The sequence below is a fragment of the Chryseobacterium hagamense genome, from assembly GCF_007991455.1.
GTDB classification, from domain to species: domain Bacteria; phylum Bacteroidota; class Bacteroidia; order Flavobacteriales; family Weeksellaceae; genus Chryseobacterium; species Chryseobacterium hagamense.
On sequence record NZ_BJYJ01000011.1, the window covers coordinates 24,411 to 37,303 of the forward strand.

The 12,893-nt window shown below is 40.6% G+C and carries 11 protein-coding genes and 1 tRNA gene; 6 read left to right on the forward strand and 6 right to left on the reverse strand.

Annotated elements, in window-relative coordinates; genetic code table 11:
- Positions 1–85 precede the first annotated feature (85 nt).
- Entirely contained in the window at positions 86–784 is a 699-nt protein-coding gene (locus tag CHA01nite_RS11605) for a hypothetical protein (RefSeq protein ID WP_146941604.1), read from the forward strand.
- Between the two features lie 107 nt (positions 785–891).
- Here the strand turns inward: CHA01nite_RS11605 and CHA01nite_RS11610 are convergent, their stop codons facing one another.
- From CHA01nite_RS11610 to CHA01nite_RS11620, 3 genes are all read right to left on the reverse strand, one after another.
- Entirely contained in the window at positions 892–1,437 is a 546-nt protein-coding gene (locus tag CHA01nite_RS11610; RefSeq protein ID WP_146941605.1) for a hypothetical protein, read from the reverse strand.
- Between the two features lie 110 nt (positions 1,438–1,547).
- Positions 1,548–1,634 (reverse strand) — tRNA-Ser (locus CHA01nite_RS11615).
- Positions 1,635–1,693: 59 nt separating this feature from the next.
- Positions 1,694–2,707, reverse strand: a complete 1,014-nt coding sequence (locus tag CHA01nite_RS11620) for an asparaginase (RefSeq protein WP_146941606.1) — start codon at positions 2,705–2,707, stop codon at positions 1,694–1,696.
- A gap of 80 nt (positions 2,708–2,787) precedes the next feature.
- Between CHA01nite_RS11620 and CHA01nite_RS11625 the strand changes: the two genes are divergently transcribed.
- Positions 2,788–3,459, forward strand: coding sequence for a TrmH family RNA methyltransferase (locus CHA01nite_RS11625; RefSeq protein WP_146941607.1), 672 nt, complete (start codon positions 2,788–2,790; stop codon positions 3,457–3,459).
- 106 nt (positions 3,460–3,565) lie between these two features.
- Here the strand turns inward: CHA01nite_RS11625 and CHA01nite_RS11630 are convergent, their stop codons facing one another.
- The 3 genes from CHA01nite_RS11630 to tsaD are packed head-to-tail and all read right to left on the reverse strand — an operon-like array spanning position 3,566 to position 5,702.
- Positions 3,566–4,264, reverse strand: a complete 699-nt coding sequence (locus CHA01nite_RS11630; protein ID WP_146941608.1) for an RsmE family RNA methyltransferase — start codon at positions 4,262–4,264, stop codon at positions 3,566–3,568.
- 14 nt (positions 4,265–4,278) lie between these two features.
- Complete coding sequence (locus CHA01nite_RS11635) at positions 4,279–4,689, reverse strand: hypothetical protein (RefSeq protein ID WP_146941609.1); 411 nt, start codon at positions 4,687–4,689, stop codon at positions 4,279–4,281.
- Positions 4,686–5,702, reverse strand: coding sequence for a tRNA (adenosine(37)-N6)-threonylcarbamoyltransferase complex transferase subunit TsaD (gene tsaD / locus CHA01nite_RS11640; protein ID WP_146941610.1), 1,017 nt, complete (start codon positions 5,700–5,702; stop codon positions 4,686–4,688). The genes CHA01nite_RS11635 and tsaD overlap by 4 nt, the downstream gene beginning before the upstream one ends.
- A gap of 4 nt (positions 5,703–5,706) precedes the next feature.
- Here tsaD and CHA01nite_RS11645 point away from each other — a divergent pair, with 4 nt between their 5' ends.
- The 4 genes from CHA01nite_RS11645 to CHA01nite_RS11660 all read left to right on the forward strand — a co-directional run bounded on the left by CHA01nite_RS11645 (position 5,707) and on the right by CHA01nite_RS11660 (position 12,893).
- Positions 5,707–10,503 carry a translocation/assembly module TamB domain-containing protein gene (locus CHA01nite_RS11645; protein ID WP_146941611.1) on the forward strand — a complete coding sequence of 1,599 codons (4,797 nt, stop codon included), beginning with the start codon at positions 5,707–5,709 and terminating at the stop codon, positions 10,501–10,503.
- 134 nt (positions 10,504–10,637) lie between these two features.
- Positions 10,638–11,108 (forward strand): Lrp/AsnC family transcriptional regulator, encoded by a 471-nt coding sequence (locus CHA01nite_RS11650; protein ID WP_146941612.1) that lies wholly within the window; start codon positions 10,638–10,640, stop codon positions 11,106–11,108.
- Between the two features lie 65 nt (positions 11,109–11,173).
- Positions 11,174–11,551 (forward strand): hypothetical protein, encoded by a 378-nt coding sequence (locus tag CHA01nite_RS11655; RefSeq protein WP_146941613.1) that lies wholly within the window; start codon positions 11,174–11,176, stop codon positions 11,549–11,551.
- Positions 11,552–12,365: 814 nt separating this feature from the next.
- A complete protein-coding gene (locus tag CHA01nite_RS11660; RefSeq protein WP_146941614.1) occupies positions 12,366–12,893 on the forward strand; it encodes a TetR/AcrR family transcriptional regulator in 528 nt (175 codons plus the stop codon).

Here is a 12,893-nt window from a genome sequence, read left to right on the forward strand (position 1 = left end):
CTTAAAAATAAATTCAAAATAAAAAATAATACGTCAAGTTTTGACGCATTAGCGGTATAGCTTTGTTTCATCAAAAAACAGAGTTATGGAACTGCCCTTATATTTAAGCTTTAATGAATTTGAAAAATCCTATTACGACAATCTGGAAAAGTGGTTTGAAGAATATCGCAACGCCAGTGAAACCGATTATCTGAAATCTCTTTCGGCTCTATACAGCCCTTACTTGTACTATAATTTCAATAACGACAGGCTGCAGGCCGATGCTTCGATGCAGATCAAAGACTGCTTTTTTCCGTATTATGACAAAATCGGGATTTCATTCTGTACGGTAACCTGCGGAAAAGGCAAATCTGCTAAAAATACGAAAACGATCAGTCATCAGTTTGAATGGAAAACCGTTACCATGATGGAATATGCCCAGCACATCCTGGATAAAATTAATCGGTACCTGGCTAAAAACAATCTGAAAGAATCCGGAAATATCCTGGATTTCATCAACCAACGCGACATCATCACTTCCCGTGAAGGCGCCGGCTACTGCGTGGATTACAACAGGCATCAGTCGACTCTTCCTTTTCTGAAAGCCTACCTTCCGGTACATGGACAGACGGTAAATATTGCCGTATACAGGGACTTCCTGTTCTCCATCGTTCAGATTGCAGAATTTATCGACCATAAACTCAAAGAGGTCCGTGCTTTTGAAAGCATGCTGTACTTCAGACTGAAGTCGGAAGCCAGATTCAGGGTTCAGATGAGCCATCAGTTCCTGACGATGTGCAACTGATTTTCCACCCGACATTCACATTCATCATATAGCTCAATAGTTTGAAAATTAGTTGGTACTCTTTTCAAACCTTATCCCGTTTCTTTTTGAACCGGGATTTTTACTGGTTAATATTTTTCTTCTAATTCAATTAGAAGCTTATTTTGATCTTCTTTTGATAATTTATTGTAGTCTTCTATATTTATATTTCCTTTAAATAAAAGATATGAAATCCTATTTTCTATATTATTAATTTTATTTTCTTCTTTAGTAATTTCATTTTCATACCATCCATTTATAAACTTACGGTACATTTTTAAAAGTGAATATTTTTCTGAGAATAGTATAGCATTTCTTAAAGTTAATATATCATTCTTATTATTGTAAAGTTTTATATAAGAGTATTGATCAGGTAGATAAAGTTGAAATTCATGAATTATTTCAGATAATCGCTTTTTATTTTTATAGTTGTCATTTAAGATTATCTTATTAAAAAATATTTTGCAATAATCAATTTTTATTAACTGAGTTTCTACTTCAGATGATTTTAAATTTAAGCTATCAAATTTTATCTTTTTTAAAGTTATTATGCTATCTATAGCTTTGATATTCTTCGTTTCTTGAGCAAAAATTAAATTTGATAATACTAGTATAAAGAAAATAATTTTTTTCATGAAAGAGTTTTAGCAAATATATAAATCTTCATACTTCTATTTTTACGGAAATCCATAAATATAATTCAAAACAAAAAAGCCTTAGATTAAAAACCTAAGACTTTGATTTGCAGAGAGGAAGGGATTCGAACCCTCGATACAGTTACCCGTATACTACCTTTCCAGGGTAGCTCCTTCAACCACTCGGACACCTCTCTATGTTTGAGATTGCAAAAATACGATAATTATTTTAATATGCAAACAGAAACTGAAATTATTATGAAATTTCTCCGCAAAGGTTGCGGGAGAAGTTCTCTGCAAAGCTTCCGGGATAGTTGGGATTACCGATAAGGTGCATCGCTTTGGTAATGGCACTTTCGGCGGTCATGTCTTTTCCGCTGATGGCACCGATCCGTGAAAAAATATTGCTGTTTTCATACTTGCCGAAGGAGATGCCTCCTGAAATACACTGGCTTACCACTACGATCTCAGTCCCGTTGTTACGGATCTGCTGCAGGGTTTCCATTGTTTTCTCGCTGCTGAAAATGGTTCCCGAGCCGAAAACCTGAAGAATAAGCACTTTCATTTCCGGAATTTCCTTAAAATGGTTCAGGTTCATTCCGGGGAAAATCCTCCAGAAAATAATATCCTCCGAAATATGGTCGTCCACATGAAACTCAATCTCAGGATCCGGCCGGTAAAGATTCTCTTTAATAATATTTAAATGAACGCCTGATTGACCGAGAATAGGGTAGTTCGGACTGGCGTAGGCGTCAAAATACTCTGCTGAATATTTGAGCGTACGGTTTCCTCTCAGCAATTTGTATTCAAAATAAATCGCCACTTCCCGGATCACGGCTTTGTCGTTTTCATACAGGCTGGCATAGTACAGGCTGGTGAGCAGGTTTTCCTTGGCATCGGTCCGCAGGTCACCGATCGGCAGTTGGGATCCGGTTAAAATCACCGGTTTGGTCAGTCCTTTAAGCATGAAACTCAGGGCTGAAGCCGTGTATGACATGGTATCCGTTCCGTGAAGAATCAGGAACCCGTCGAATTCATCATAGTTTTTACGGATGTAGTGGGCAATTACCTTCCATTCTTCCGGGCCCATATCGGAAGAGTCCAGCGGCTTTTCAAAAGGATGTACAAAAACTTCGCATTCCATCAGCTTCATTTCGGGCATTTTCTCAAAAATATTTCCGAAATCAAAGGCGCGGAGGCTGCCGGTTTCATAATCTTTCTCCATACCGATGGTTCCACCGGTATATATCAACAGGACTTTTCGTTTCATACAGGAACTTTATTAGAATTTTCATCCTTCTTCGGAAGGATTCCTCAAAATTACGTTAATTTGCAAAGATTTGAAAACGGATGAAAGATTTAGTACAGACCTTTGAATATTTAAAACAGTTTTTAACGGAAGAAAGGCTGTCCAAAATTGAACATTTTTCTCAGGAAAGCTCAGACTTTGTGCTGCCCGTGGTGGAAGATATTTACCAGTTCCGGAATGCGGCGGCCATTGTACGTTCCGTCGAAGCCTGCGGTTTCCATAAAGTGGTGGCCTTACAGGAAGAATACAGCTTCGAACCGAACCTGCGCGTGACCAAAGGCGCCGACACCTGGGTAGAGGTGGAAAAACTTCCCCGGAATATGGAATCTTTCCAGGAAATCAGAAACCGTGGTTATAAGATCCTGGCCGTATCGCTGGAGAATAATGCAACGATGCTTCCGGATTATGAAATCACGGAGCCTGTAGCTTTGGTATTCGGGACCGAAATGGAAGGCGTTTCGAAGGAAATCCTGGACTTTGCCGATGAAACCCTCGCGATCCCCATGTACGGCTTTACCAGAAGCTTCAACGTATCCGTGGCCGCATCCATCTGTATGTATGAACTGAAGCAGAAGCTGATCCGGTCAGATATCGAATATAAGTTGGAGGAAGAAAAACTCCTGAAAATGAAAATCCGCTGGGCCGTAAATTCCATCAGGAGCGGGCAGCAGATTTTCAATAAATATCTGCAGGATAACAGTCTTGTTTTTTAATTGATGAAAATTTTTCCTTCAGTGATGCTCTTTTCTATAGTAATCTTCTGAAAAAGTAAAGCCTGTATTGAAAAATACCCGATAAGATTCCCGTTGGTTTGGGAAACTAATCGATCATTACCGAATAATTCCAGGCCGCTACAAAAATTCCTGCGGTTTCCGTTCTTAGCCTTTGATGGCCCAGAGAGACTGCCCTGATGTTTTTGTCGGATAAGAATAAAATTTCCTTTTCCGAGAAATCCCCTTCCGGACCGATCAGGAAAGTGATGTTTTCCGATGCCGGAATCTGGTTCAGATCCATCCTTTCCAGGTTTTCATGGCAGTGGGCAACGAAAGTGGTTCCATGGTCCGTATCTTTCAGGAAATCCTGAATTTTCACGAGGTCGTTAATGACCGGAAAATGAAACCGCAGGCTTTGCTTGGACGCAGAGACTGCCTGCTTTCTGAGTTTATCGATGTTCACATTTTTACGCTCCGTTTTTTCGGTCTGCAACAGGGTGATTTCGGAAATGCCCATTTCAACGGCTTTTTCGATGAAAAACTCAATCCGGTCGATATTTTTGGTAGGAGCAATGGCGATATGGAGTTTTGGGCTGAAAGCCGGAAGCTGCTTTTTGATTCCCGTCACGGCCATGTTGGCTTTTTTGCCTTCGATGATTAAAGTTCCGGAAGCCAGGTTACCCTTTCCGTCGGTAACGTGAATTTCTTCACCGTCCTTCATCCGGAGCACCCTTACGATGTGCTGCTGTTCTTCATCGTTGATCAATACCTGATTTCCTTTGATTTCGCCGTAAAAAAGTTTCATAAAAGTCTTGGTTTTTAAAAGCTGATCTCATTCTCGCTCAGAAAGGCAACCCCTGTTTTTATCGTGGTATAAATATCTCCTTCACAATCCCGGTACGAACAGGCGTAGATTTCTTCCACCCACTTATTGTTCATAAAGATCAGATTTAAGTATTCATTTTTTCTTAGATTATTTTTGATGGATAAATAATCGCCTTCTTTAGGTTCGTAGGTGAAACTGAAGACATTTTCCGAATTGATTTTTTCTACGATTTCTTCTTTTATATTCTGAACATAGCCGGTTTCCGAACTTATCATTAGGTAATCTTCATTATCGGATTTCTCAGTCACTTCATTTTTTCCGGTAACCGTTTCCAGTACCCAATAATATTTTGAGTTTTTCTTGGAATGGGTACCCAGGACTTTTTCTTCTAATAGTATTTTCATAAATCGTATTTTGCAGTTGCCGTGGTTCTCAGATCGGTAAATTCGCCCCTTTCAAATTTCAGCTGGGCTACCATGGCGATCATGGCAGCGTTGTCGGTTGTATACTCAAATTTAGGGATATAAATATTCCAGCCCAGCTTTTCATGGTTATCCTGCATGGCTTTTCTCAGAGCGGAATTGGCAGAAACACCGCCGGCAATGGCAACCTCTGTAATTTCCAGATCCTTAGCTGCTTTTTCCAGCTTATTCATCAGGATTTCAATAATGGTTTTCTGGACGGAAGCACACAGGTCATGGATGTTGTTCTTCACAAAATCCGGATCTTTCCGCACTTCTTTCTGGATGAAATAGAGCACGGAAGTCTTGATGCCGCTGAAGGAGTAATCGTATTGCTCCATTCTCGGTTTGCTGAACTGAAAGGTATCCGGGTTCCCTTCCCTGGCAAGCCGGTCGATAATAGGGCCGGCCGGATAATCCAGATCGAAAATTTTCCCGATTTTATCAAAAGCTTCTCCTGCAGCATCGTCGATGGTTTTTCCGATAATTTCCATATCGAAATAATCTTTTACCAGGACGATCATGGTATGCCCTCCGCTTACCGTAAGACACAGGAAAGGGAATTTTGGCGGCACAGGATTTGCATCCTCGATGAAATGCGCTAAAATATGCGCCTGGAGGTGGTTTACTTCAATTAGCGGAACATCCAGACTCATTGCCAAAGACTTAGCGAAAGAAGTTCCGACAAGAAGAGAGCCCAAAAGTCCGGGTCCGCGTGTAAATCCTATCGCAGAGATTGCATTTTGTTGTATATTTGCTTTAGATAAAGATTTTTCAACAACGGGAATGATATTTTGCTGATGTGCACGCGAGGCCAGTTCGGGGACAACACCACCGTATTCCTTGTGAATTGCCTGATTGGCCGCGATATTCGACAGAATAGAATTTCCCTTGATGATAGCTGCTGAGGTGTCGTCACAGGACGATTCAATACCTAAAATTATAGAGTCGCTCATAATAATGGCAAAGTTAGAGAATAATAACGAGAATGAGAACAAAAAATCGGTAGCTGGAAACTTAGGGGATCAGGTACAGAAGGCCGTTGAAAATGCAGGAGGCGCAGTAAAAGAAACGGTGAAGGAAGCGTCGGAGCTGGCTTCGGATGCCATAAAACATCCTGTGAAAACGGCTGAGGAATTCGGAAAGCAGGCTGTAAAAGATGTTACCAGTTATTCATGGTGGGCGAGGCTTCTCCTGATTCTCTTCTGGCTGGGACTTGGGCTGGTAGCGGCCATTTTCATTGCGATTAATCTTCCGGCTACCAAACAATGGGCGGCCGACCAGGCATTACAGGTTGTAAACCGGGATTTCAAGGCACAGATGTCTACCGAAAGTGTGGAGGTAAATTTCTTCGGAAATGTAAAAATCAAAGGCCTGAAGATCAAGGATTACAAAGGCTACGATTTTATCCAATCTAAAGAATTTATTGCCAATTCCAACTGGTTTTCCCTGGCTTCGAACATCACCAAAAACAATTCCATCCTCTTTAATTCCCTGACCCTGAAAAATGCCGATGTAAAAGTCATTACCTATAAAGGCGACAGCATCTCCAACTTTATCCGGTTCACTCAGTTATTCGACAGCGGGAAGAAAAAAGATCCCAATAAGCCGCCTTTCCAGTTGGATTCGAGGCTACAGATCCTGGATTCCAGGGTTTCTATTGTTAATCTAAATTCTCCCGGAGAGAAAGGAAAGTGGCTGACGGCTACCAATTTCAATCTGATCGCTCCGAATGTAAAAGTCAATGGAAGGAATATTACAGGACAGATCAATAACATGACCTTCACGACGACACGGTGGGGAAAACCGCATTTTGTAGATACTTTTTCTACGGAGCTTTCCATGACGCCGGAGTACCTTTTTCTGAAGGGCCTTACCTTAAATACCGATCATTCCCTTTTGCAGGGCGATATCAAATTCAATCTTCATGATGACGGTTCGTGGTCCGATTTTGCGGATAAAGTAAAATGGGATATGAACCTGAAGCTGGGCAGCCAGCTGAGCGGATACGACATCAGCTATTTTGTAACAAATTGGGATAATTTCAAGCCCTTCAACATTTCCGGGAAAATGACGGGACCGCTGAACAATTTTAAGCTGGATAATTTCCTGATCCGGAATCCCGATGTGAATATTGCCACGAGAACCATGAAGGTCAACAGGCTTTTGAAAGGTAATTTTTTAATTGAAACCAACGACCTTTCTGCAGATTTTACCTATAAAGATCTGAAAGCGATGATGCCGACATTTATCTCAGCGAAAATGAAAAACTTTGCTGATGATTTCGGAAAACTGAAATACAATGGAACGGCAAGTGTCAACCCAAACCGTGTTTATGTTTCAAACGGAAATCTGATGACGGGAATCGGGCACGCCAGGATTACGAATTTCTCTTTAACGGATTACAGTTCCCCTTTACCGAAATATGCAGGAATTGCCGACGTGAAAGATTTAAACACATCGGTAATTACCAAAAATAAAACCGTCGGGCTGATTTCAGGAAAATTCAATATCAACGGGCAGAGTTTTGATGTCAATACAATGAGGCTGACGACAAAATCCCAGATTTCCAGCATTGAGATCATGAATAAAGAAATCAACAATCTTTATCTGGACGGATTGCTCGATCATAAAAAATACAACGGACTGATTACCGTCAACGATGAGCAGGCGAAAGCCACCGTCAAAGGACTGATCGATTTCAGTACTTCCCGCGTCTCAATGAATGTAAATGCGGATGTCGGTTATCTGAACATGAATTATTTTACCGGCAAACCTGGAAAACAGATCGTCAGCGGAAAAGTAAACGGTAAAATGGCCATGTCTTCCATTAATGACCTTACCCTGGATGTAGAAGCCAACAGCATTAGTTTTGCAACCGCTACCCAGAAATATTTGATTCCAAGCGCGAAAATAAAGACCTTTATCGAAAACGGCGGCCGTCTGATCGATGTAGACGCGCCGGGTGCCGTCAACGGAAAGATTTCAGGAAGATATAACCTGGGTGATCTGGCCGGAATGGTGGAAAACGGACTGAATAAAATTCTGGTAGGTCCCGCACCGAGAAAAGTGTACAGAGGCCAGAATTTCACCATGGATTTCGATGTGCAGCAGGGGTTGGTGAGTTATTTTCTGCCGGACCTTAAAATCCCCCAGGGAGCCAGGGTAGAAGGCCAGTATGACGGAAACTCAAACAACCTGATCCTGAATCTCGATGCCGCTTCCCTGAAATATGTGATGACCAAAACCCAGGACATTACCGAGGCTGACAAGGCGCTGGCTGCTGCAAATCCCGATTATCAGATGAATGGCCGGAACAATGTAACCCGCGACAGTGCGATGGTCGACAGTGTGATGGTTCGGATCAATACGTCAAATCTCGACGAACAGATCTATGCAAAGATAAGCCGGGTGTTATATAACAAAAATGTACTAAAAGATATTACCCTGAGCGGGAGAAATGAGAACAATACGATTCTGCATCTCGCGGCAAAATTCAGGCACGGAAGCCCGGAAGACGAAATGGATGATAATCTGAAAGACTACGCCATCAATGTTAATCAGTCGACTAACGCAGGCGGGGATTTCGTATTCAGATTCGAGCCGACGGAAGTGAAGTTCAACAATGTAACGTGGGCCATCGATACCAGCCCGGAACTGAACCATTCCATTACCTACCGTAAAAAGGAAGGGGATTTTGATATCCAGAACCTGAGGATTTATTCGGAGAATAGTGCGCTGTTTATAAAAGATGCCCAGTTTAAATCTGCCAAAGATTTCTACGTAGATGCCGAAGTGGATAATTTCTCCATCGAAAAACTGCTGGAAATGCAGGCCGGAGGAAATACCATGAACATTAAAGGGCTGGCCAACGGAAGCGTGAAGATCAGGATGGATAAAAACACCCTTCAGCCATTGGTGGATATGACGATCGATGACATCATGATGAACGGGAACGATATGGGCGATATTACAATTTCTGCGACCAATAGTTATTCGTTGAATGTTTATGACGTCGATATCAAAGTAAATTCAGCAGGGGTCATCGGAAACAACAGCCTTCATGTTACCGGAACCGTCAATAATAATAATGCTTCACCGACGATTGACCTTACGGCGGAAATGAGGGACTTCGATGTCGCTTTTGCCCAGCAGTTCGTAACAACGGTCTTCGGGAATTTAAGAGGAAAAGCCACCGGAGATCTGAAAATTGCCGGTACCTTCAGCAATCTGGATTACAGCGGGGATATTGCCCTGAAAGGTTTCGGACTGAAACTTCTGTTTACAGGAGTAGACTATTCTTTTGACGATACGGTGATTCCGCTGACCAAAGGCCTGGCCATTCTCAACAATATTGAAGTTCACGACGGAAGAACGAATTCCAAAGGAAATATTTCGGGGGCCATCCAGTTCGAGACCCTCTCCTCAATGGGCGTCAATCTCGTGATGAGGGCTGATAACCTGTTGGTGCTGAATACGACACAGAAGGATTACGATCTTTTCTGGGGAAGGGTATACGGCCAGGGCGATCTGTATGTGGACGGACCGGTTTCCGGACTGAGCATTACAACTCCGAACATGAAGGCACTGAACGGGAGTACCTTTACGTTTAATTCCGGATCAACGTCCAATGTAGAAGAATTTAAGATGCTGCGGTTCCTGAAAGAAGGAAAAAACGGACTCGTTACTCTTGATGAGAAAAAGAAATCCGGAGCCAATATGAATATCGATTTTGCGCTGGATGTAGATAAAGGAACCACCGTAAACGTACTGATCGGGGATGATGTCGGAAACATCATGGTGAAAGGATCTGCTGAGAAGCTGCACTTCCAGATGAGCCGGCAGGGGAATATTGCAATGAACGGAGCATACCGGGTAGACAGCGGTACCTTTGTCTCCAAGGCGATTCTGAACAAGACCTTCCAGATTGAGAAAGGAAGCAGCATTGTCTGGGATGGTGACGCTGTGAAACCGGCATTGGATATTACGGCCAATTATGTAAGGATGGTTTCCAATGCAGGGGAATACCTGAATATGGGAAGCCTTCAGCCGATCAGTATCCTGCTCCAGGCCAATATCACCCAGTCCCTGATAGATCCTAAAATCGATCTGAACGTAACGGCGCTGGATGTTTCCAGCCAGGTAAAGGAGACTTTGGCTGCCAAAATGAGCCAGGAAGGGGAAAAAGTGCTGCAGTTCGGCTCGGTATTGTTGCTGAACAGCTTTAACGTTTCCAGTACGGGCGGGGTAGATGTCAATGTAGGCGATGTCGCACAGAACCAGGGATACAATATTCTTTTAAAACAGCTGGGATCGGTACTTAATGCCATGAGTAACGAGTTTCAGATCGATCTCAACTATGTAAAAGGAGACCAGTATTCCAATGTGGGAGACCGTGCCAATGCGGGAGTAACTTTTGCCCTTTCCCCAAGAATCAAGGTAAAGACAGGGTTGGGAATTCCGTTAACAAAGACTGAAAATACGGATACCAATTATTTGTCCGGCGAAGGAACCATTGAATATGATATTTCAAAGAAAAATGACGGAAGCCTGGTGTTGCGCGGATATTCCAAACCTTCCAATATCGGCCTTGTAAACGGAGCAGGATCAAATGGTACAGCCAATCAGGCTTACGGCGGCGGTATCGTATGGACCAAGAGCTTTAATTCTTTCTTTAAAAAGAAGAAAAAAGATAAAAAAATTCAGGGTCAGCAAAAAGAAATAAAAACAGATTCTATAAAATCAGACGGTAAATAATTCTAATTTTTTAATGATTTTTATCATCTGTGTTAATTATTGTTAATGTTTAAGATAATTTTTTTAGTTAAATTATTTTTTATAAATTTGCAAAAAATACATTGTTTTTTTAAAGAAATTGTAATTTAACTAATATGAACTATCAACTGGACGAAATAGACAAGAAAATTCTTGATTTCTTAGTAGAGAACACAAGAATGCCTTTTACTGAAATTGCAAAGCAGATGGATGTCTCTGCAGGTACAATTCACGTAAGAGTGAAAAAGATGGAGGATGCAGGTATTATTTTGGGATCATCTCTTAACATCGATTACGGAAAGCTGGACTACCATTTCACAGCTTTTATCGGAATTTTATTAACGAAATCAAACCGTACGCAGGAAGTTTTGAAGGAGTTGACAAGTATTCCTAACGTAATTGAAGCCAGCGTTATTTCAGGGAAATACAATATTTTCTGCAAAGTAAGAGCAAAAAATACGGAAGACGCCAAAAGAATTATCTACCAGATCGATGATATCCAGGATGTCATGAGAACGGAGAGTATGATTTCAATGGAAGAGTATCTGAGCGACAAAAACAGATTGATCAACGCGATTTCAGTCTAAAAAATTTAAACGAATTATACCAAAGAACTTATGAAATCTCTCATAAGTTCTTTATTTTTGTACCTATGGAAGAATACAGCTACTTTGACGAAGATCCGAAAAAAGGATGGGGATTTATTCTGGCATTTGCAGCACTGCTGCTGTTTACGGTGATGGGATTCGGGATCGATCTGGACGAATATCTGCAGCATGAATACCTGAATATTCCAAGGTGGTACTTCTTTGTCATCTTCGGCATCGATGCTCTGATGGTGATCAGCCTGGTGCTGATGTTTTTCTACAGGAAAATCGGGATCTTTTCTTTTCCCGCTCTTTTAATCATGCATTTCTTTATGCACAGCTATTACCTGTCGACTTTCCTGTATACGGATGTGACCAACCTCTTTCTTTTTACAGGATTCGGGATGCTGGCCATTATTCCCAAATGGAAGTTTTTCAGATGATTTTTCATTAAATCGAAAGCATTTAAAAATAGCAGTCAGGGATTGCATGATCTCTGAAACAATAGAAACGGGCTTTTAGTCCGTTTTTTTTAGAGATGTAGGCAAATAAGATTAATACAAATTAAGAGCCTGTTTAAAATTTTAATTCATCAAACTTTCCGTCATTTCTCTTAATTTTCTGAATTAAATAAACTTTGTTTATTCTTCACTTTAATACGATGATTTCAATTGACTTAATTGAATATTGCCGGGCAACCGACATATTGATTTTTTAAGCTAAAATGCCTTAAATTCTTAATGTTAAAATATAAAAGGTAAATTTAAACAGGCTCTAAAATGAATCCGAAGAAAAACTTGGATGAATAGCTGAAAGAAAAAGGTGGGATACTGGATGTTTCTCCTGTTAAAGATAGGGTCAAAAGCCTTAATGATCAAACTCAATTATTTACCATTCTATCTTAAGCGTATTTGTTTATAATCTTAATGACTAGCCTTTTTAATTTAAACAATCAAATGATTGGATAGGTCCGATTTGATTTATTTTAAAGTCCCGAAAGGACGGTTCAATACAGGATAAGATAAAATCCTATCAGGAGTATGAAACGTTTATTCATTTTACCTAAATAATTCCATTTAAAATCCTGGCTGATTTAACTTTAAGAATAATCTAAAATTAAGTGAATGCTGGCTGTATAATTTAATATTGTCAAATTCACTTTAAATTATTATAGATAAACTTTTACCACATTAATAGACAGACTGACCTGTCTGTTTTAGAAATTTCTTGTACATTTGCTCTGTTAAATACATGAGCATGCCATCACCAAAGGAAAGAATTCTCGCCACGACATTTGAACTTTTTGCCAAGCAAGGTTATAATTCAACAGGGATTAATCAGATTATTTCCGAAGCGAATGTGGCCCGGGCCAGCTTTTACCAGTATTTTAAGTCTAAAGAGGACCTGTGTGTTGAATTTTTAAAAGTAAGACACGACTATTGGTTTAAGGAACTGCATCAGTTTATTCCGAAAGATCGGGATGCGAAATCAACTGTTGCTTCCTCATTTGATTTTCTCATCTATATGAATCAGAAAGAAGATTTCAGAGGCTGCAGTTTCCTGAATATTCTATCTGAAATTCCTATGGATAATGTTAAGATTTTGAGCGTCATCCAGGATCATAAAGCAGATCTGAGAAAGTATTTTTCAGAATTAGTGGAAGATCAGGATCTGTCGGATCATATCTATCTGTTGTTTGAAAGCAGCATCATCGAAAGCCAGCTTTTCAGGTCGGATGAACTGATCGAAAAATCGAAAAAAATAGTCATTCAAATAATCAAATAA